14 protein-coding genes and 2 pseudogenes are annotated in these 21,992 nt (G+C 30.9%); 5 read left to right on the top strand and 11 right to left on the bottom strand.

Features of this window, described 5'->3' with window-relative positions:
* The first annotated feature begins 994 nt into the window (after positions 1-994).
* From MPTP_RS09330 to MPTP_RS00965, 4 genes are all read left to right on the top strand, one after another.
* Positions 995-1,318 (top strand): hypothetical protein, encoded by a 324-nt coding sequence (locus MPTP_RS09330; protein WP_013773146.1) that lies wholly within the window; start codon positions 995-997, stop codon positions 1,316-1,318.
* The gene (locus MPTP_RS09825) at positions 1,306-1,623 is read left to right on the top strand and encodes a hypothetical protein (RefSeq protein WP_013773145.1); all 318 of its coding nucleotides are present in this window, start codon (positions 1,306-1,308) and stop codon (positions 1,621-1,623) included. The genes MPTP_RS09330 and MPTP_RS09825 overlap by 13 nt, the downstream gene beginning before the upstream one ends.
* A 121-nt stretch (positions 1,624-1,744) precedes the next feature.
* Complete coding sequence (locus MPTP_RS09320; RefSeq protein WP_013773144.1) at positions 1,745-2,410, top strand: sensor histidine kinase; 666 nt, start codon at positions 1,745-1,747, stop codon at positions 2,408-2,410.
* 29 nt (positions 2,411-2,439) lie between these two features.
* The gene (locus MPTP_RS00965) at positions 2,440-4,032 is read left to right on the top strand and encodes a response regulator transcription factor (RefSeq protein WP_013773143.1); all 1,593 of its coding nucleotides are present in this window, start codon (positions 2,440-2,442) and stop codon (positions 4,030-4,032) included.
* A gap of 398 nt (positions 4,033-4,430) precedes the next feature.
* Here MPTP_RS00965 and MPTP_RS09820 read toward each other — a convergent pair whose 3' ends face one another.
* From MPTP_RS09820 to MPTP_RS00945, 6 genes and pseudogenes are all read right to left on the bottom strand, one after another.
* Positions 4,431-4,577, bottom strand: a complete 147-nt coding sequence (locus MPTP_RS09820) for a hypothetical protein (RefSeq protein ID WP_013773142.1) — start codon at positions 4,575-4,577, stop codon at positions 4,431-4,433.
* 27 nt (positions 4,578-4,604) lie between these two features.
* Positions 4,605-5,183, bottom strand: a pseudogene (locus MPTP_RS10330) (endo-alpha-N-acetylgalactosaminidase family protein); the annotation flags it as partial.
* A gap of 15 nt (positions 5,184-5,198) precedes the next feature.
* Complete coding sequence (locus tag MPTP_RS00960; protein WP_231849649.1) at positions 5,199-8,324, bottom strand: endo-alpha-N-acetylgalactosaminidase family protein; 3,126 nt, start codon at positions 8,322-8,324, stop codon at positions 5,199-5,201.
* A 362-nt stretch (positions 8,325-8,686) separates the two neighbouring features.
* Positions 8,687-9,373, bottom strand: coding sequence for a fructose-6-phosphate aldolase (locus tag MPTP_RS00955; protein WP_013773141.1), 687 nt, complete (start codon positions 9,371-9,373; stop codon positions 8,687-8,689).
* 210 nt (positions 9,374-9,583) lie between these two features.
* Positions 9,584-11,957, bottom strand: a pseudogene (locus tag MPTP_RS00950) (glycyl radical protein).
* A 163-nt stretch (positions 11,958-12,120) separates the two neighbouring features.
* Positions 12,121-12,864 (bottom strand): DeoR/GlpR family DNA-binding transcription regulator, encoded by a 744-nt coding sequence (locus MPTP_RS00945; RefSeq protein ID WP_013773137.1) that lies wholly within the window; start codon positions 12,862-12,864, stop codon positions 12,121-12,123.
* Between the two features lie 155 nt (positions 12,865-13,019).
* On the opposite strand from MPTP_RS00945, the gene MPTP_RS00940 reads away from it, so the two are divergent.
* Positions 13,020-13,796 (top strand): glycyl-radical enzyme activating protein, encoded by a 777-nt coding sequence (locus MPTP_RS00940; RefSeq protein WP_013773136.1) that lies wholly within the window; start codon positions 13,020-13,022, stop codon positions 13,794-13,796.
* A 182-nt stretch (positions 13,797-13,978) separates the two neighbouring features.
* On the opposite strand, the gene MPTP_RS00935 is transcribed toward MPTP_RS00940, so the two are convergent.
* The 5 genes from MPTP_RS00935 to MPTP_RS09545 form a co-directional block, all read right to left on the bottom strand.
* Complete coding sequence (locus MPTP_RS00935) at positions 13,979-14,965, bottom strand: family 20 glycosylhydrolase (protein ID WP_013773135.1); 987 nt, start codon at positions 14,963-14,965, stop codon at positions 13,979-13,981.
* Between the two features lie 73 nt (positions 14,966-15,038).
* Positions 15,039-17,690: a glycoside hydrolase family 127 protein gene (locus tag MPTP_RS00930; protein WP_013773134.1), complete on the bottom strand. Its 2,652-nt coding sequence runs from the start codon at positions 17,688-17,690 to the stop codon at positions 15,039-15,041.
* 221 nt (positions 17,691-17,911) lie between these two features.
* Entirely contained in the window at positions 17,912-19,183 is a 1,272-nt protein-coding gene (locus tag MPTP_RS00925) for a PcsB-like coiled-coil domain-containing protein (RefSeq protein ID WP_013773133.1), read from the bottom strand.
* A 385-nt stretch (positions 19,184-19,568) separates the two neighbouring features.
* Positions 19,569-19,991 (bottom strand): Cna B-type domain-containing protein, encoded by a 423-nt coding sequence (locus tag MPTP_RS09550; protein WP_231849667.1) that lies wholly within the window; start codon positions 19,989-19,991, stop codon positions 19,569-19,571.
* Between the two features lie 31 nt (positions 19,992-20,022).
* Complete coding sequence (locus MPTP_RS09545) at positions 20,023-21,981, bottom strand: Cna B-type domain-containing protein (protein WP_231849648.1); 1,959 nt, start codon at positions 21,979-21,981, stop codon at positions 20,023-20,025.
* Positions 21,982-21,992 lie beyond the last annotated feature (11 nt).

Below are 21,992 nucleotides of genomic sequence, written 5' to 3'. Positions count from 1 at the left end.
AAGAAAGCGATAACATAAAATTTATTTCTAAATTGCTTTATTTTTTTTCGACAAATTGACAGTCCGACAAAAAAGCTTGATTTTTTTTTTGAAAAATCTTTAATTTTTTTTGTAAGCGGTGTTTTATTATGGTTTTGTTTGCTAAACTAATAGAGAAGAGATTAAGAAAGAAGGGTAACTTTTGAACAATAAAAATTGAGTGTTTCTATTTTTATTTATCTTATCTTTATATCTACCCATCAATTGTAAAATAGAAATTTTTAAGGAGAAAAAATAACTATTATTGATGTTCTAAATCTAGCATTGTAAATAGACGGTAACTTATTTTAAAAGAATAAATAGTAAAATTTTTATTATTTTAATTAATTATGACATCAAGGAACCTGATAGACGTTTATATTTGACATTTTTAATTAAGCTTGACAGTTAAAGATAATTATATTGGCTATAGAACAAATAAATCTAACAAACAATTGAATTGGTTTATTTAAATTTAAAATTAGATAAATCAATAGAAATGAAGACAATTATGCTAAAGGATAAAGTATTTTAGATACTATAAATTATAAATCTAATTTTGGAATTATAAAAATAATTTAGATGATTATACACTTAGTAAAAGTAAAGTAAGTATTCAAATTATTCCTAAAGACCATAGGTTAGATTAAAAAAGAGTACTATTTTTTGTAGCCTAGCAATAAAATAATAATTTATATGTTGAGAATACTGGATTAGATAAGTATTACACTTAAAAAAGTTTGATTGTCATTAGATACCGATAGATAAAAAATAGTATTTCTGAACTTAAATATAACCATATGGATATTATTGCTAAAGATCATTCTTAAAACACTATCTGGCAAGATTGTTCACTCGTTATTTGGATAGTAAACATATTTTTAGAAATGTTTATATTTTTAAGATAAAAAAACTATTTTTTCAGATTAAGCGAATTCAGCTAGTATTTAGTTACGAAATGATTGAGGTCATCTATATGTTTAAAACAAAAAGTATTCAGAAAATTTTACAGCGTTCCACGCTATTTATTTTATTCGTAATATTACTGCCCTTGTTACTTAATATTCTTTTCTATACACGTTCCATCCTAACTTACCAGCATATGATTGAAAATATCAATCAAATAAACAATGTAGCAATCTTTGTTAAAGATGAATTCATCAATATAAAAGATTCCAGTATCAGTCAAACAAGCATTAATAATTTTAAATTAAAAAATGATTTAAAAAATATCCAAGCTAAACTGAATAAAATTAAAAAAAGACAGACTCCAAGCAAGAAATTAAAATGCTTGATATGACACTTCAAGCCATCAATATGAAGCAAAATTCTTTAAATAAAATTACTGAAAACACTCAGAATAGGCAATTCGTTCATTCAAATAAGAAAAGTATGAGACAAACTGAATCTATTGATCAGCTACTTTACAATTATTTACAAGAATTTGTTCAACTTGAAATCCATCTCGCTAATAAAAAAAGCGATACGATCATTCATTCATTTGCTCTTCTAACTGTCTTTCAATTATTTCTTATGATTGCTATTCTGATTTTTACCAATAAAAATCGACGCCAAATGAATAAAGACATAAAAAAAACCAATTGATGAACTAGTTCAACTAACAAAACAACTTTCTGAAGGTCATTTATCTTATCAGACGATACCATCTGATATTTCTGAATTAACTGATTTAACAAACAATTTAAATAGCATTACAGAAAATATTATGACTTTAATAAATGAAAATGCAGAGAAACAACAACTGTTATCTAAAAGCGAAGTAAAAGTGTTACAAGCTCAAATCACGCCTCATTTTCTTTATAATAGCTTGGATGCTATTTTGGCATTAGAAGAACAAGGAAAGCATGTTCAGGTGAAAACAACGATCTATGCACTTTCAGATTACTTTCGAATTTCACTGAGTCATGACAAAGACTGGATTACTGTCGATAAAGAAATCAGACATATTAAAGATTATCTCACCATTCTGAAGATCCGTTATGGCGAAATGTTAGACTATTCTATCGATGTTTCTGAAGATATCTTAAATGATATGATTTTAAAAATGATTTTACAGCCCTTAGTAGAAAATGCTGTCTATCATGGTACAAAGTTTGTTCGTAGACAGGGACTGGTCGAAATCGTTGGTAGGAAAATAGAAGATGCCATTATTTTTACCATTAAAGATAACGGTATTGGTATGACAGAATCTCGTTTAGCACAAGTCCAAAATGAACTTGCTAAAGGAATCCATACAGATTTTAAGGAAGGTTATGGACTTTATAATGTGAATAAAAGAATGTTACTTTATTACAATAGAAAAACTCAGCTTACTATAACAAGCAACTATCAAACAGGGATCATCCTGACTCTTCGTTTACCAAAAATTTAAACTAGCAATAAGTGAAAGAAGTTGAAATTATGTATAAAGTTTTTATTGTAGAAGATGAACACCTGATTTGTGACCATTTAAGAAAATTACTACTTTCCTTTAAATCTGACTTGCCGATTCGTTTTGCCGGTGAAGCTTCAGATGGTGAGATGGGTCTTGCAATGATGTTAGATGTAAAACCAGATATTCTAATTACAGATATTCGCATGCCTTTTATGAATGGTTTACTTTTAGCAAAAGAAGCTAAAAAATATTTTCCTTGGTTAAGAATTATTTTTATCAGTGGCTTTAATGATTTTGACTATGCAAAAACAGCCATTCAACTAGGTGTCGATGAATATTTACTTAAACCAATTAAAAAGGAAGAATTATACTTTTCTTTAAAAAAGGGGATTGAAAAACTGGAAAGCCTGAAGAATACTATGATTCATCCAGCTGATTATTCTCAAAATTTTATAATAGATATTAAAAAGAATCACTTTCTTAATGGCCTTTTTAAGGGAGAGTTATCCATGCAAGAGTTCTTAGAGGAAAGTCAGAATTTCAAACGAAATTTTGTAGGGAAAAAATATACTGTTTTGCTAGCTACCAATAAATATGACGTAAAATTCGCAGACTATTATCGCTTTTCTGAATATTTAAACTATCTATTTGGAAATGATGAACACTTAATCTTTTCTAGTATCTCATCAAATTATATAAAATTCCTAGTTAGCCATTCGAATAAAAAGTCACTATTGGGAAAATGTTATCAGCTGGCAAATACCTTAATTCACGAATTGGAAAAAGAAAGTACCTATGAAATTGTTATCGCTTTCAGATCGGTGGTTGAACGTATCAGTGAAATCAAAACATCTTTTATAATTACTGAACAATTGATTCATACACATAGCAATCTTAGAATAGATAAAGTCATTAGTTACGAAGATGATATAAAAGACAATTCCATTTCATCAGTGAATCTATTCAAAATAGATTTGGCTAATAAAATCGCTTCTCTAAAACCAGAAAATCGTAATGCTTTAATTGTTGAATTGACTGGCCAAACAGGAGAAACAGATGAGCAAAATCGGCTCTACCGCTTTTTTATTTTAACTGAGCTTATTAACCTCCTACAAAAAAGGACGAATGAGCAATGTCCTTTTAATTTAGATAAGTTAAGCAATATGGATTATCTTTCTTCTCTATCCGTTTCTATTGATGATTATCAAGCATTATTAACTCAACTATTTGATTACTTGATGACCAATCAAATAAACCCATCTATGATTAAATATAAACCCATCATTCAAAAAGCACTTGACTATATAGAAGCTCATTTTAATGATCCAGACATTTCCTTGCATTCTGTTGCAGATGAAGTTTCTTTAAGTCCATCTCATTTTAGTACTATTTTTTCTCAATCGATGAATTGTACATTTATTGAATATTTAATTAATCAACGTATCTCTTATGCAAAAAAATTATTGAAAGAAACAGATGATAAACTGGCCAGTATTACAATAGATATTGGTTATAATGATCCAAATTATTTTAGTTATTTATTTAAGAAAAAAGAAAAGATTTCACCGAATGAGTATCGAAAGCACTATAGGTTAACTCAATTGAATGCATCATCATAGATAAAATAAAAGAGGGTTTATAATGTATTATTCATTCCTGATAAATAATTTATTGATTTATGTATTTTTTAAAAAGCTCACTATCTAGTTATAGATGATCAAAAATTAATTAAAAAATTAATCAAATAAAAAAACAACACAAATAGAAAAATTTTGTTAATATTTTCTGTTTGTGTTGTTTTTTGATAAATATATTTAACTAATAATGAAAAATTCTTTTGATTTTTACCAAAAATAATTCTTAATTAAACTATTTTATTCATTGTCTTCTCATTTTATCAATAGGTTAGCCAAAACTATTGATTAATCATTAGATTGTTGAATCATCTGTACAAAATCGCCTCGTTAATTTTTTATGCAAGATAATAGAGATAAGCACTTCTTACAATAATCATCTCTCAATCTTTTGAGACTTTAAAATTATCAATAATTAGGTCGTATGCACCACCTGCTGTATAAAAACCAAACATCATATCACCATTTGCTGTTCCAGTAACTGAATAGGTAATATGTTTTGTTTTCCCATCTGTCGATGCTGGAGCCAACAGCCAATGATTTTGGTTCCAAGTTGTTTATTCTTGATTATTAAATTCTTTATCAAATACTCCATAGTAAAAGTTATTTGATCCATCTGTCTGATAGTCAAAGCTAATTGTATATTTTTCATTAGGGTGAAATTTAATGGTTTGAGGCGTTGTTTGAATCATCATTCCTCTAGCTTGTTTATGCGCTTTTAAAGACCAATTGCCATTCAAAATATCCGATATCTTGTTATTATTTCAACCATACTGGGTATATGGTTCATGTTTTTCAGATAAATGGATACGTGGATCTTCTACCACACCCGCTTCTACTTTGATAAATGGATAAAGACCAATAGCTTGTGTATCCTCAAAATCCTGTTTTATTACTATTTTTGGTTCCTTATTTGTAATGTCTGTTTGTCTGGTAACTACCCGAATAGCATTAAATTTTGTCGCCATTGTTGCCTCTTTAGGTTGTTTTTCTGCCTCTAAATATAAAATAATATTTGGATTATCTTTAGTAATTTCAAAATCTATCCGCGTTTTTTGCATATATTGAGGAAAAGATCCTTGTGTATGATTGGCATCCGCCTGAATATAATTTTGAACGAGCGAACGATTAAAATTACTTGAATATTCTTTTCAATCAACAGCTAATCTCATATTGACCTGACGATTATGCGTTTCTGTATTTATATAAACACTATATTTTCCAATAGCCAATGGCTGTAAGTGTTGTGATACTACCATCGCTTGTTGTCCAGCTACAAGAGCATTCGTGCCATTTGAATCTTTAATAATTTTAGGATCTCCCTTCTCAACTTTCCAATTATTTTTTAAGGTATCCTTTGCATTAAATCCGGGATCTTTTATTGGTGTATAACTACCAAATTCTATCTCTTTTGTTTGTTTGTTGGCCGTTAATACATAAGGTGTTTTTGCCTTAGCATTGATATGCACCTGATTACCAATAATTGTAGGTATTCCTCTATCGATCCTACCTTGATCGGTTAATTCATATAAATGTAAGGGTTGTCCCAAAAAATTATTTGGTAATTGCCAGGTCGTTTCTCCACCTGTTTCATTCCAATGATAAAATTTAGCTTCACCATTCATCTTCCAAGGTAATAGGTAGTTCTTTCCTTGTAAAACTTTTATACCATTTAATGTTATGATTCGTTCATGGCTGTTATTATTGTCTGTCACTGTCACCTTATTTGAATGATCATATAATTGTATCGTTCCATGAATTTGTCCATCTTCTGCTGTTTTTGTATCCCATTTCATAATTTGATAATGCTGTAAAAATTTTGTTGGTATATTAATAGAAAATGTTTTTTCTTTGTAGGTATTAAAATTTATTTTTCCAATCCAACCTTCATAAGCTTCTAATTCCGTACCACCTAGCAATGGATTATCAGAGATTACCCAGGTGTCTTTTTGATGGTTGCGAATAAAGCGAACAATGGTACTATTAAATCCTTTTAGATTATCGCCACCATAGTTTTTATCAGCTGACCAATGATTCCAGATAGAATCATATTCTAAAGCATTTGGAAATTCATTTGTGAGTATAAAGCCATTCTGGTTTATTTCTTTTGCAAATTTCCTGCTACTCCAACCTGATTCACCACGATTTCCCCAAACATCTACATAGATAAAATCTAAATTGGGAACATTTTTCTTTAATTCCTGTAATCGATTCACACGGCTTTCGGTTAAGGCATCAAAACGTTGGTTGATATAATAGGAAGAATCTAACCAATCCCAGCCTTTTTGAGAGAAATCAACGAGTTTGTCATTAAAGCTTTTAGCTTCTGGATAGGCTTCTGTATCATTGATATGTGCACCAAAAATTGCATTCAGTTTATGTCCTTCATTAATTAACGTATTGATTGCTTCTTTTCCACCCGGTCTTAAACCAATTGAACCATAGTCCGGGTGAGCAGAATCATGTCCTTCATTTTGGTAGCCTTTGAGTAAAACCATTTGTCCTAGACCATCAGTTAAATTATAAACTCGTTTCGTTTCATCTAATGTAGTTAAAAATGGATTTGTTGCTTGTGAAGCAAAATTGAAGGGAATACGTTGATTAACCAATTCCGGTACCTTTTCACCACCCTTGGGATTATTCATGATTGAACGATAATTAATTGCTGCATCTTGCCAATCTACCCGATTATCTCCATTTAAATCGCCAGAAAATTTAACTTTAATGGTTGATTTATCATTTGTCAGTGAAGTAGTTGTCCCATCATAAGGTCGATAAGTAAATGTTCCACTAGAAAGGGTTGTAATATATCCTTTCTCTGTTTCTTTAGTTTCCTTATAAATTCGTGCGTCGTCTTCATTATCATTTTTGTCATCACCATAGGCATTTGTCCAAATGCTTGCTGCATATTTAGTTGTATTTAGAAAAGCATAATGATATTTCTTTTTTTCTACTTTTGTATTTGTTATTAAATCCTCAAAAACGTCACCTGTTTTATTATAATTGCTTGTATTCTTTCCCGTATACATTGTCTCTCCAGCAAAGGCAGCACCAGGTTCCATACCATTTAAAGAAAGTAGGCCTTGCTCTGGTATTAAAATGGTATGAATAAGTGAATCGGATTCTTTCACATGCGTAATTTCCATTTTTACTTCTTTTCCTTCTGAAACAGTAAATACTACATCAAAAGTGACATTTATTTTAGGGATTTGAACGGTATAGGTAGCACTATCATTTGTACTATTTTGAATAGAGGCAGTTGCAGCATACTCAGTACCATCAATGACAATTTTATTTATTTTTTCCGTTTGTTCATTAAAGATTAATGATTGATCTTTTGGATCAACATACCGTAAAATTCTTGGAAAATTTGGATCAATAATTGCTGCCAAATCTTTTGAATGAATTTCTTTGCCTTTCTCTACTTCTCCATCATTAATGACACGAATGAGTACTTTTGCTGGAATCGTTGTTCCTTCTACCTGACCTGTGACTTCAAATTCTCCTGCATGATCATATAGTTTTGGATCGATGGCTTCCCATTTAACACCAACTTCCTTGATTGTGCCTGTATTATAATGTGCTTTTACCTTTTCAGGTAAAATAGGTACCTGATCGAATTGAATAATTTTATTATCGTACCAAGTACGGACACCGATATAACCGGCATTTATTTGTAATTTGCTACCATCATTTAAAACAGGACTACCAGAATAAAATTCCACTCCATTTAACCACATAGTGATCTTTGTACCTTCATAGCGTGCTTTGAAAATATAGGTTGTGTTCTCATTTAACGTTGGTCCCTTGATTATATCATTCCAGGCACCTGGTTTTTCCACTAACCAATTTCCATTATTATAACCAACAAATACCCAGTTTCCTGTTAGAGTTGATCGGATCACCACACCAATTCGAGCATTACCATTCATCATTTTAAATTTTGTCTCTACTTCACCATCTGCCAATTTTGGTGAATCCGTATTAATGGTGACTGCATTATTATCGACTGCTGTATCTCTTGAAATCTGCAAGGTATCTTTTACGATCTCTCGCTTCGTTCGACCAACAATATCTTGCCAATTACCAATAACCCCCTTAGAAAAATCTAATTCCCACAAATTTGCTTGTTCATTTTGCTGATCATTTTTTTTAGCCAATTGCTTATTCCCTATCTGGTTTTTTTCTCCCCAGACAGTTTTAGCAGACAATTCACCTATAAAAATACAAAATAATGCGCATACAATGAACAAGTTATATATCTGTTTCTTTTTCATTTTTAATCCTCCTTTATAGTTTTATTTAGAATATTTATTTAATTTTAAAAATAAATCAATAAATTAAAATTATTCAAAGAAGAATGAATACTAATAAGTCCTCATTAACTATTCTCTCCTTTCTTAACACTTCCCCCCTTATTCTTATCATATACCTATTTAGCAAATAAAAAAATAATAATTTAAATAATAAATTAAAAATCTATCAATAAAAAATGTTTTTATAATTCAAAAACCAAACAATTCTTAATCAATACTTGAAAAGAATCATCTGGTTTTTATTTAGTTATTCATTTTTTAATAGTTATTTTCAGAGCAATTAACCAGTTCAAAATTAATACTCATAAAATTAACCAATTAATTTAACCATTCAAAGCAGCAATGGTCTGTTTGTCACCAAAAACTGCAATCCAATCTTCTAAGAAATTTTGAATTGCTTTTTCAATAACCGGCATTTCTAATACTTGTTGAATAATATTGGTATTAATAGTAACCGCATGAGCACCATTTTCTAAAGCAGTAGTTACCTGTGAAACATTCTTAAAACTTGCCGCCAAAATTTTTGTTTTGCTTCCTGTTTGCTCAATAATATTGGCAATTTGGCGAATGGTTTCTTGAGGATCAATCGCTAGATTTTCCATCCGATTAAAATAGGGAGCAACATAATCAACATGGTTAGCAATTGCTAGATAAGCTTGAAACTTTGTATAGATTGCTGTAGCTGTTATATGACAAGGCCATTCCCTTAATTCATTCATAACTTTTAATCCTACTTCATTCACTGGTAACTTAATAAATAGATCTGTATCAATCTGATTTAAGAGTGTTTCCGCATCTTTTAACATTCCATCATAATCAGTAGCAACAAGTTGAACATGTAATGATGAATTGTATCCAATAATTTCCCGAATTTCTCTCATGCGTTCAAAAAAGTTCATTTTCCCACTTTGTTTTATAATAGATGGATTTGACGTAACTCCTCTTAAGGAAATTATTTTTTGATATTGCTTAATCTCTTCAATATTTACTGTGTCAAGCATAAATTCCATGATTAAAAGCTCCTTTTAATTCAACTTTCTTTACTAATTTAGGTAATATAATTAAATTATAGTATTTTTGATAGGTTGTTTCCTATCAGATGTTTAACGAATTGAGAATAAATAAATTTTTATTTTAGATTTTTTCCATTAAATCTAGCTGCCAAATCATTTTCTAATGGAAGGATTTTCTTAACCATATTATTAAGAATAATAACTTAATTAAAGTACATGTTCTGTTCGTTCAATGATATCCTCCTGTGTTGTTTTGGATAGTACGGTAAAGAATGCTGAATAACCTGCTACCCGAACAATTAACTCGCGATGTTTTTCTGGGTGTTTTTGTGCATCTATTAATGTCTCTTTTGAAACAACATTGTATTGAATATGATAGCCAAGTAAGCGGTTAAAAAATGTTTGTAATAGTAGTATCAATTTATCTTTATCTTCTTCTTTCATAAGGATTTGTGGTGTTATTTTTTGATTTAACAAAACACCACCTGTAATCTCTTTTGTTGGTAACTTTGCTACTGTCTTCATTACGGCTGTTGGTCCATGTCTATCCATGGCATGGGCGGGTGAACAACCTTCCGCTAAAGGCATACCTGCATTTCGACCATCGGGTGTTGCCAACGTTCCTTTTCCTTGTCCAACATTCGCCGAGATGGAAGAAGTTCCAGCGTAACGAACACCTCCAATTGGTCCACGTCCAAAACGTGTATTCGGATATTTTTTGATTTCATCAATATAACTGGCATAGGCTGTCACTATTAATTGATCAACAAAATCATCATCATTCCCATATTTTGGTGCCTCGTGTAATAATAAGTTTTGAATTTGATGTCCCCTTTTACCAGCAAAATTATTCATTAGAGCTTCCCATAATTCAATTGTCGTAATTTTTCTCTCTTCAAAAACTAGCTTTTTAATAGCAGCCAATGAATCTGCCAAATTTGCAATGCCAACTTGAAGTCCACTAACATAATCATAAATTGCACCACCAGCTTTAATTGTTTTACCTCGTCCGATACAATCCTCAGTTAAGGCAGAACATAAAATATCTGGAACATCTTTTTCCAAAACACTATCACAACTGTTCTCAATAATGACACTATGGCGAGTGAATTCACGAATTGTATGGTCCCAAGCAATCTGTAATTCTTCGTAAGAATGCATTTCTTTAAAGTGACCAAATCCCTTTATTAATCTAGTATTGCTTTCTGGATCTACACCATCATTCATAGTAATCAATAAAGTCTTTGGAAAATTAATAAAACTCATCCATGTACAACGATAGCCCCATTTCCCTGGAACAGCTGTTTCGACACAACCAATGGCACTATAATTATAGGCATCTTCTTCTTTAACTCCTTTTTCAATAAAGGAAGGAATAATAATTTCATCATTATTAAAAGCCGGCATCCCGATACCAAGGCGAATCACTTCAACACAAGTACGCATAAAGGAATGATCCAATTTGGAATGATATCTAACAGTTAAATTTGGTTGTGGTAATTTTGTTTGTGCAACACTACGTAAAATTAAATAGGATAAAGCATTAACAGCATCTTTCTTATCGGGTGTTTGTCCGCCAATTGTTACATTCTGATATAGGGGACTACCTGCACTAAATTGTGTGTGTGACCAACTACGAATTTTATTAATTGTCATTGTTTTAATCCATAAATTTGTCAATAATTCTGTTGCTTTATCTTCCGTTATTCGCTTACAATTCAGATCATTCTCTAAATAGGGAAATAAATATTGATCCATTCTACCATAAGAAAGTGAATGACCATTCGATTCAATTTGTAAAACCAGCTGAATCAACCAAAGAGATTGAACCGCTTCATAAAAATTTTCTGCCGGGTAATAAGGAACTTTATCTAAAATAACTGCCATTGCATTTAATTCTTTTGCACGACCTTGAGAAGCATGATGCGCTTGTTCTCTAGCTAGATTGGCATATCGCTTGGCAAAATTCCTCACTGCTTGAATAACAATTAAAACAGCTTCATAAAAATATAATTTTTCCTGTTCATCTACCTTGGTTAAGTCAAGCCCTTTCATTAATTCATTCACACGTCGTTCATAATCGACTAGGCCCTTTTTTAAAACAGACTTATAGTCGACAGCAATATGGGCATCACCAGAAGTTATATTCCCTTCTGCTTTAATAATACCAAGATCATAAAAGATACGGCTTTCTGGTGGAATAGCCGCCAATCCTTTGTCTTTTGTTGTGTTATTTTTCCAAAATTCAGCAATGGCTTGAAGTTCATTTTTTGTCTCTTCAGTAATATAAAAAATATCACCATCTCTTTTTTCAAAATCGTCTAACTCATCTATCACCCAATCCATAGCATATTCAGGAAAAAATTGGTGCACAGCGATTGGCAATCGTCTGATTTCCCGCTAGCAAAGATTCTTCTTCAATATAAATATGCATGTTCATTAGAATTGTTTCAAGCATATAAGCACGCTTTAAAACTGTTGGTTGTGCTAAGTGTTTCTTATAAGCTGCTGTTGCTAAAGTCGCTCGTTCAGCACAAACATAGGATTTTTGTGATAACACGTTTTCTCTATACTTTTTCATACGTAGTGTTAATTCACCAAAAAAAGGGTTTGAATGGTTGTCTGTTTCATTTTCATATCAATTCCCTTTCTTTCATTCGAAATTATTTTAGTTTCTTTTGAAAAAATTGTAGCATAAATATTTATCAATCACTAGTAATATGAAAAAATCAATATAAATAAAATTAACAAAGAACCAATTCAATTCCTTTTGATTTGATAAATTTTGCCGTCGTCTCATTTATTTTCTTATCTGTGTACAGTTTGGTAATTTCACCGAAAGAAAAGCCAGAGATGATCCCTGTTTGATTAAATTTGGTTGAATCCGTTAAAATAATTGTCTCTCTAGCTGCTTGTACCAATGCTTTTGAAGCGTCACATCTTGCAAGATTATTGCTAGTAAATCCGCGTTTTTCATCAAAACCATCAATACCTACAAATAATTTATCTACATAAAATTCATCAACATATTTTTTTACCAAAGGTCCAACATTTACCTGGGATTCTTTTTGGTATTCTCCTCCCAAAAGAATAATGTTTACATTTTTAGCTTTTCGAATATAAGCAGCAATAAAACAGGAATTTGTAATAATCGTTACCTCATCTTTATGATACGCCAATTCTTCGGCAAGTAGTGTACAAGTAGCACCTGATTCGATCATTACACTATCGCCATCTTTTACAAGTGAAGCAGCTGTTTGAGCAATTTTTCTTTTAAGTTCATAATTTTGTGCTAGGTGATAATTCATGTCATCTTGACTGTTTAAAAGAGCAAAGCCATGTTGCCTATGTATAATTCCTCTTGTTTCTAACTTATCTAAGTCCTTGCGAATAGTTACTTTTGATACGCCCAGATATTGAGCTAAAGCATTAACGGTAATTTTTTTACTTTTACTAACGATAGAAATAATTTTTTCTTCTCTTGTCATTTTTATCTCCCATTCATTTGTGGTTTACCAAAAGATACCATGAATAAATAAAAGGAACAATTCATTTATATTATTGTTTTCATTCATAACTATTTTTTTTACGTTCGAATATTCAAATGCTATAATGAAATAGACAAAATAAGGAGGAAAATTTTATGAATAACAAAGCATGTATCTTTAATATTCAAAAATTTAGCATTCATGATGGTCCGGGTATTCGAACTGTTGTTTTTTTTAAGGGTTGTCCGCTAAATTGTCAATGGTGTTCTAATCCAGAATCACAAAATGGTTCTCAAGAACCAATGTGGGATACTAAAAAACACCAATATGAACTAATTGGTAATTATCAATCATTAGAAGAGATTATGGAAGAAATTATAAAGGATCAACCTTTTTATGAAGAATCCGGTGGCGGTGTGACTCTATCCGGTGGAGAAATTTTATATCAGTCTGAATTTGTTATTCAGCTATTAAAAGAACTACAAGCAAAGAAAATTCATACTGCGGGCGAAACAACTGGTTATGCAAAACCCAAGATTTTTGCAGATTTTATTAAACATGTTGACCTTTTGTACTTTGACGTTAAACACTATGATTCTAAGAAACACCAACAAAATATCGGTGTATCAAATAAACAAATTTTAAAAAATTTAGAAATTGCTTTAGAAAATAACACAAATTTAATCATTCGAATTCCTGTTATTCCAAACTTCAATAATAGTATAGATGATGCAAAAAACTTTGCTGAATTATTTCATCTATTTGGAATAAAAAAAGTAGAGCTTTTACCCTTTCATCAATTTGGTGAAGAAAAATATAGCCATCTAAATCGTAACTACCTATTTAAAAATATACCTCAATTACACACAGAAGAATTAAATTATTTTAAAGAAATTTTGGAATCTCATCAAATAAATTGTCATGTTCAATAACAATTTTACTTAATAAAAATGGAAATAGCTTATTGAAAGAAAATAGTCTTACTTGTTCTTATGTAATTATTTTTTTATTAATTTGTTTGAACATACAAAAATAAAACAAAGTATTCACGTAAATAAATAAACTTTTTCTGCCTATTCTTTCACTTCAATACCTTGTTTATTTTTTATCCTATTTAATACTGCCAAATCTTTTTTTGTTGTTCTTTTAAAGGCTCTTTAATACGTGTTAATACTTCTGTCTCGGTTAATGCATCTGAATTGTCACTCCAAATTGCAAAATAGGTGCCTATAACTTGCCGCATGTCTCTTTTAGAAAGTTGTTGGTTTCCTGAGAACACATTTATTGTCCAGTTTTCTTTGATTTTCTCGCCAGTTGAATATTTATAACCGGCTTCTTCTCCCAAAACAAAATAGAAAAAATTGTCATTAAAATTCAAAATTTTATGTCCTTTTTCAATAAACGTTTGAACAGTCGCCATTTGCTTTTGATAATGTGTCCAGTAGGTAATTTGGATCGTTGATTTTAATTTATTTTTTGATAATTCATCTGTTTTATAAAAACCATCATTCCAAACCCTAGCGATCAAACCGTTTTCTTCTACCTTATCTGCTAGTTCATTTATATAATCAATAAATAAATCATAACCTAATTCTTTATTCTTATATTTTTTTTGAGCATTTGCTTGTAGGAGTGGATAATTTGCTAATTCGTTAAAATTCAGATATTCATCTGCACCCAAATGAAAATAATGTGTAGTAGAAAACAGTTCAATGTACTCCTGAATAATTTCTTTGATTAATCTTACTGCCTGTGGATTTGTAATATCAAATAGTGGATCATCTAAATATCCTTTATTGTGAGCAAAAGTACTCATTTGGAATTCTGGATGTAATGTCAGCAACCTTTTTAAATGGCCTGGACTATCAAATTCAGGAATGATCATAATATTTCGAACATCAGCATAATGAATTAAGCTAGTAATATCTTTCTTTGTTAGGTATTCCTTTGAAGTCAATTCTGGCATAGTTTGACATTCTAATCGAAATCCTTCATTCTCCGAAAAATGTAATTGTAGAACATTCATTTTTAAAGTTTCCATATAATCAATTAACGCCTGCAACATTTCAATCGTATAAAACTTTCTACCGATATCTATCATAACCCCCCGTTCTGTTTGTACAGGTAAGTCATTTTTTTCTTGATTTAATTGCTTCGTTGTCTAACTCCTTTATTTATTCAATGATAGAGAGTGAGTAATCTTTTTGATGAAGATGGTCTTCAGCAAAAACCGTGAGTTTGTGGTCTCCTCTAGCTATCTTTCTTGGTATGCCTTCATATATTAGAACATCGTTTAGGTAAACTAAGCCACCGTTATTTGGTAAGGTAAAAGATACAACTGTTTCTGGAGTCATTTTAATTTCAATCTGATGATCAGCAAAGCTTAATAACTGTCCATTAGTAACCTTAACAGTTTCTAAGTAAGCATTTTCACTATAAGTGACATTTTTTAAAAGTCTAATTGAGAAAATAGGTGGTGTTTCTGCCATCGTTGCTTTAATCATTAAATTTAATTTACCTTCAATAATTTGATCCTCAGAAACTAACAAGGTTTTAGTAATAAATCCCTCTTCAGCAAAGTCTTCAACTGAAAGTAATTGACGTTCATTTTTATTGTTATTCAAAATGAGCAAACATTCTTTTCCAACATCCTGACTATGAAAAGTGATTTCAAGATAAATTTTTCCAAAACTTTTAGCAGAAAATTCATAACTAAACCAACCTTCTTTTTGAGCGATTCGATAACGTCTCCCTAAAAAATTCCCAGTGCTTGACCGTTGATAAGCTAATTTTTTCCCATATTCACTATTATTTCCATCAAAGTTATGCAATTCATCAAGCAACTGATCGTTTTCTCTTATAATTCTTTTCTTTTCTTTAATTGCTGTCTGCATTTCTTTTGAATCCTGTTTTTGTAGTTTAAAATAAATTCCATATCGCTGATCGTGTAACTCATAATAAGGTGAAAAGGTAAGCTGTTCATTAGTATTTTCAATAGAAAAAGCAATCAATTTATTTGGTCTTTCGATTGGTTTTAGATATGATTTATAATTATTTCGCCATTCTTCATCATCTGCTACGGTTAACGTATCCGCTAATAAAGGATGTTTTGTCCCAACACGTACTAAAATACCATTTGGATTATCTTCTTCTAATCGGTCTGTCCCTAGTTCTCCTGCTAATATATAGGGTCCATATTTGAAAGCAATATAATTTGTATTGTCAGGAGTATCTAGTAACTGAAGTTCTTGTTCCATTTCTAATATAATTTGATCATTTGCTGTAACTAATCCTGATAAATAGGCAAATCCTAAATGTGATTTATAGTTTAATAGTTTTTTACCTTTTTTAATCGTTACTTGCTTCGCCCAGTTTGGTAATCGTAATGCTAATTGAAGTGGCTGAATAATATTTTTATCTGTTAATGTCTTCAAATCAATAGTTACATTTCCATTTTTACGATCAGTTTTCTGAATAATTTTTAAATTATTCTCTTTCAATTTTAAAGTATTGGAAAAATATAAATTTACAAATAAGCGATTATTTTCTTTAAAATAATAGGTGTCAGCTAGCTTAGAAAAACTTTCAATCCCGGTACCAGAGCAACACCAGAATTCATCATAAGGCCGATTATATACTTTATTATAACCTGCTCCCATCGGTTGAAAGTACATCATCATCCCTGTTTTAGAATTTTGTGAAGCCAGAATAGCATTAATATAGGTTGTTTCATAATAATCCAGATATTTAGGATCTTTCGTACATTCATAAAGTTTTCTTGTCAATTTTAACATATTATGTGTATTGCAAGTCTCACATGTGCAATCACCTTGACGAATTTCCGAATCGTAAAAAAGTTCATTTGGTCCATGGAAATGTTCGCTTTGACTATTTCCACCTGTACAATAGGTATGATTGTCAACAACGATCTGCCAAAAGTTTTCCGCTGCTTTGAAATAGCTCATTAAATGTTCCTTTTCTTCATTTGACAACCATGCAGATAGATCTTCTGATTGAAAAACCATATAGCGTTTTAATGCACCAATCAATTTAGGAATCGTTGTATTTGCATGTTTACCAGGCAATACATTTTCATCATTAGCTAGCTGATTGAATAAGTTATCTTCGTCAAAATAAGTTGCCGCAATTGCATGTTCCTTTTTTTGTGTTAATTCAAATAAATAATACAATGCATCATTCATACCACCATATTCAATAGTTAACATTTGATTTTTATCTGTCAAGTTCATCATACGTTTATAGATATAATCACCAAACCAACTTGCGATAAATAAAGCTTCCTTACTTAATTGTGAATCTACCTCTTTTAAAGAAATATTCACTTCTAATAATCCAGCTAAAATTTTATGCAGGTTATACCATGGCACTAAGACATTTTCTTTCTCTTTTGGATCAACCGGTTTTCCCTCTACCTCATCCAAAGCTACTTCTTTAAATGCTGAAATATAACCGGCATGTTCTGGATGTTGTTTTGCATAATTTTTCTGAATAGCTTTTAATCCTGTTATTGCTGTCTTTATTTGTTGATGGATTTTTTTCTTTAAAATAGGTTGTTTTTCAGCTTGATAAGATAATGCTAAAGCTGATAGAAAATGGCCAAAGAAATGACCTCTAAAATTAACTTGATCACTTCGTTCCCATCCTTGATAGCCACTTTCAGTTAATGGTTTCATCCCTGCAACTTTATAAAATTCAAAAAGAAACTTTTGGACATCTAAACTCAATAAATAATGAATAACATTTTCTTGTGCCTTGTGAATGTATGGATCTTGTATTGTTATTGCTTTTGTATCAATTGGTTTCATTTAATCCCTCCTTTTTATGTAACCACTTTCAATATAAATTAAATTCACATCAAACTCAATCCTTTTAAAAAATCATGGAAAAAAAATAGATTTTATTAGAGAAATCTACTTTCATTCCATATTAGATAAAAATTATCAATATAGATAAATTATTCTGTTATTTAGATAAAAAACAGCCATTCTTCAAAAGAATGACTGTATTGTATTATAAGTAATATAAATTATGCCGAATGTCCAACAATTGTACTACCACTATAACCAAAACCAACCCGTGTAATTGATGGATTCATTTCCCAATCACGATGTCCACTTCCAGATGACGTTGTCATATTGGTTTCATTGTACCAAGCCATAATCACAGATTCTCCCGGTGCAAACATCATTGCGATTACCTCATCCCCTCTAGACCAGTGATCTGAAGGAATTGTCCAATTTGATCCTTCAACCAATGCAGCCCTTCCTGCCGCTGAAGCTGCTAATCCTCCATCCCAACTTACAGGCTTTAATCCATGAGATGTACGTAATGCATTCAATGCTTGCAATGTTGCATCTGAGGAATCATTATCATGTGGTGTTGGAATTTTAGGATCTTTTTCTGGTTTATGAACAGGTTCCTTTGGTTTATTTTGTTCATCATTACTAGTATTAGTATGCTCCACATTTGTTTTCTTTGGTTCACTAACTACTTTTGGAACTTCTTGTTTTTTCTCTTGACTTTCTTTTGTTGGATTTACATTTTCAACTTTTTTATTTGCAATTTCTTTCTTTTTCGCTTGTTGTGCTGTTGCAATGTGTATTTGTTTATCTTTAGCTGCCTTATCTAAATCTTTCTGTTTATTAAGAGTAGATTTTGATTTCTCAGCAGTTGCTTGTTCTGAGTCAAGCGAAGCCTTTAATTCATCAAACTGAGATTGTTTAGCAAGAAGATTTTTCTTTTCTGCTTCCATTGCTAATTTTGTTTCTTTAAGTTTTTGAATTTTTTCTATATTTTCAGTTTGTTTTTTCTCTACTAATTCTTTGTCTGTTTTTTGTTGTGTAATTAACTTATTATTTGCACCCATAATCGTAGAGATAGCTTGTACACGTCCGATAGCATCATAAACCGATTCAGCATTTATTACTGCATCAATAAATGTTGTACTCTGCCCATTAACTTGAACATCACGTGCTTGGTCTTTAATCGCTATAGAACGTTTTTTAATACGTTCGTTTAATAAATTAATTTCTTGATTTAGCTGTTTAGACTTTAATTCTAAATCGGACTGTTGTTTCTTTAATTTTAGTCCCTTGTCAAAGATAGAAGAAATACTAGCTTCTAATGTAGCCGTCTCGCTAACAAGAGAGGCTTTTTTATTTTTGATTTTTGAAATTTCATTTTCTTTTTGTTCAATTTTTTTATCAACGTTCTCAGCCAAAGCAATAGCTGGTATGGTAGTAGTGGAAAATATGATTATACCAACTAACAAACATGACATTAAAACACGTTTTTTCACTTTCATTCCTCCAAATTATTTTATATTGGTAAAATTTTAATAATTTCTTAATAAGTGATTAAATTTTAACATAGTTATATTGCAATTATACTTTAAAAGTATTACAAAAATATTTCATATGATATTTCAAGTAAAAAATAACAAAATTTTAAGCTTAAAAATTATACAAAAAGACATTATTATTAAATAATTAATAACTAATTATAACATATATCCTTGTAAAATATAAAAAGCTTATAACAAATATTTATTTACATTTTAAACTAATTTATAATCAACTACAAAACAAAACGACTCAATACAAATTAAAACTTCTTTATTAATTGTTTATAAACAATTAATAAAGAAGTTTTAGATAATCCATTTATAAAATTATAATAAATGATTACAATTTAGCTCGTGCTTTTTTTCGCCAAAATATTGAATCAGTCGCAGAAATAAGCACCAATCCAGCCGCTAACCAACTAAAACTAGTTTGTTCATTGGTTTTCGGATAAACCTCTTTTCCATTAGGAGTTGGTTGTTTTGGTTTTTCATGACCACCTTTTGGGTTATTTGGTTTGTTTGGTTTGGTTGGTTTGTTTGGTTTATTAGGTTCATTTGGTTTGTTCGGTTTATATATATTTATTAAATTGTATCCTTTTATTACTGTCGCATATCCCATTACTCTATCTTCTTTGATCATGTAGGAAATCTTTTGACCTTTTTCATAAACAGGTAGGCCGGTGAAGCTGTACTTCCAGCCTTCTTTTTCACTTACTTCTTTACTCGCTACCTCTTTGTCACCATTCATTAAACGAACTGTGATTTTTTCTGGGCGTTTGCCATCTTGGTTGTTATTATCTTCCCACGTTTTTGTTCCAGATACTTCTGTTACTTCTGGTACATGGGTGTTGACAAGGTTCAGTGCCTTTCGTCAAGGTCGTATATCCCGCTACTTTGTCTTCTTTAATACTGTAATGGATCTTCTGACCTTTTTCATAAACAGGTAGGCCAGTAAAGCTATACTTCCAGCCCTCTTTTTCGCTTACTTCTTTGGTTGCCACTTCTTTGTCACCATTCATTAAACGAACTGTGATCTTTTCTGGACGTTTGCCATCTTGATCGTTGTTGTCATCCCAGGTTTTTGCTCCGGATACTTCGGTTGTTTCTGGCGTATATTTATTTGTTAGATTATAGCCATCTACTTTAGTAGTATAGCCTGGTACTTGATCTTCTTTTAAAGTATACTCGATTTTTTTGCCGTTTTCGTAAACAGGTATGCCAGTGAAGCTGTATTTCCAGCCATCTTTTTCACTTACTTCTTTAGTCGCTACTTCTTTGTTACCATTCATTAAATGAACGGTGATTTTTTCCGGACGTTTCCTATCTTGGTTATTGTTGTCATCCCAGGTTTTTGTTCCGGATATTTCTGTTTTTTCTGGTGTATGTTTATTTGTTAGATTATAGCCATTTGGTATTGCTTCATAGCCTGGCACTACGTTTTCTGTGATTGCATAGTTATTCTCTTTGCCATTTTCATTTTTAGGCAGATTTTTGAAACTATATTGCCAGTTTTGTGCTTTTGTCACTTCTTTAGAATCAATCTCTTTACCATTTTTTAATAGGTGAATGACTATTTTTTCTGGTCGTTTGCCGTCTTGATCGTTGTTATCTTCCCAGGTTTTTGTTCCATTAATATCAATCTTTTCATCTTGACGCTGATTTTCAATTGTTTTTTGTTTGTAATACATATTTTCAAAGGTAGACTGTTTTAAATCATCTTTTGTAATAGAAAAATTATAAGTATTGTTTGAATTAATTTGATATCCACTAGGTGCTTTTGTCTCCTTTAAATAATAATCACCAATAATTAGACCATCAGTAACATCTGTAGATTTTTGTGGGTATTGTGCTTGTCCATTTTGATCAGTAGTTAGACTGCCTATTTTTTTATTGTCACTATTATAAATATCAAATTGCGCACCGGCCAATGCTTTTTTCGTTTCTGCATCAACCTTTGAGATCTTTATTCCAGCTGTCGAACCATAGATATTTCCACCACCATTGTCCCAACGCGTTTGTTCTTTTAATTCCCAGCTCACTGGTCTGTCTGGATTAGCTTTAGTATAAGCAGTTATTTTTGCATTATTCTTTACTACTTGATTGATCCATGAAACATCCGGCGTTGTTGTATAGTAAAGAAAAGTATTTTTATCTAGTTGCTCCTCTGATCCACTCATTACTTTTAATAAATGAGGTAGGAGATCAGTCTTCAATATTTTTTTATCTTGTGATACACCAGCATCTTTATCATTTAAATATGTAACTTTAATTGATGAATTGTTTGGAGTATCCATTCGTAAATAGGTATCCTTTGGGATATAACCAGATGGAAAAGTAATATCAAACGGAATAAATTTTTGTTTTTCTGGTGTATCCTCAAAATATAAGGCCTTCAGGTCACTTAATTTTTCAACGCCCGCTAATTTTTTGATTGAAGGAATATGCATTTTTACTTGCCATTGCAAGTACCTATCATGATTTTTATTTTCTTTTTGTGTTCCTGACTTTGTAGGTATTTCTTCTCTATCTCCTGGAGGTGTAAACCCCTCCCATGGAGTTGAGCCTTCTATATCTATATCAGTTGGTTTAGAGTTATTTTTAAAGTGAGCAGTTATCTTTACCTTATTATTTACTTTCCTGCTTTCTTTTGGATTATCTGGAATTGTCGCATAGGAAAGATTTGCTTCCTTGCCACTATCATTTCCTGACTCTTTCATTTCACCTAATAAATGAGGTAAAAGATCCATAGACATAGTTCTTTTAT

Origin of the sequence: Melissococcus plutonius ATCC 35311 (assembly GCF_000270185.1) — a bacterium.
Taxonomy (GTDB): domain Bacteria; phylum Bacillota; class Bacilli; order Lactobacillales; family Enterococcaceae; genus Melissococcus; species Melissococcus plutonius.
The sequence above is the reverse complement of the archived record's forward strand: the minus strand, read 5'-3'. Positions and strand labels throughout refer to the sequence as shown.

Excerpts from the sequence above, each read along its gene's own strand:
- MPTP_RS09330 (WP_013773146.1), top strand. The coding sequence starts at position 995 with ATGTTTAAAACAAAAAGTATTCAGAAAATTTTACAGCGTTCCACGCTA.
- MPTP_RS09825 (WP_013773145.1), top strand. The coding sequence starts at position 1,306 with ATGCTTGATATGACACTTCAAGCCATCAATATGAAGCAAAATTCTTTA.
- MPTP_RS09320 (WP_013773144.1), top strand. The coding sequence starts at position 1,745 with ATGACTTTAATAAATGAAAATGCAGAGAAACAACAACTGTTATCTAAA.
- MPTP_RS00965 (WP_013773143.1), top strand. The coding sequence starts at position 2,440 with ATGTATAAAGTTTTTATTGTAGAAGATGAACACCTGATTTGTGACCAT.
- MPTP_RS00960 (WP_231849649.1), bottom strand. The coding sequence starts at position 8,324 with ATGAAAAAGAAACAGATATATAACTTGTTCATTGTATGCGCATTATTT.
- MPTP_RS00955 (WP_013773141.1), bottom strand. The coding sequence starts at position 9,373 with ATGGAATTTATGCTTGACACAGTAAATATTGAAGAGATTAAGCAATAT.
- MPTP_RS00945 (WP_013773137.1), bottom strand. The coding sequence starts at position 12,864 with ATGACAAGAGAAGAAAAAATTATTTCTATCGTTAGTAAAAGTAAAAAA.
- MPTP_RS00940 (WP_013773136.1), top strand. The coding sequence starts at position 13,020 with ATGAATAACAAAGCATGTATCTTTAATATTCAAAAATTTAGCATTCAT.
- MPTP_RS00935 (WP_013773135.1), bottom strand. The coding sequence starts at position 14,965 with ATGATAGATATCGGTAGAAAGTTTTATACGATTGAAATGTTGCAGGCG.
- MPTP_RS00930 (WP_013773134.1), bottom strand. The coding sequence starts at position 17,690 with ATGAAACCAATTGATACAAAAGCAATAACAATACAAGATCCATACATT.
- MPTP_RS09545 (WP_231849648.1), bottom strand. The coding sequence starts at position 21,981 with ATGTCTATGGATCTTTTACCTCATTTATTAGGTGAAATGAAAGAGTCA.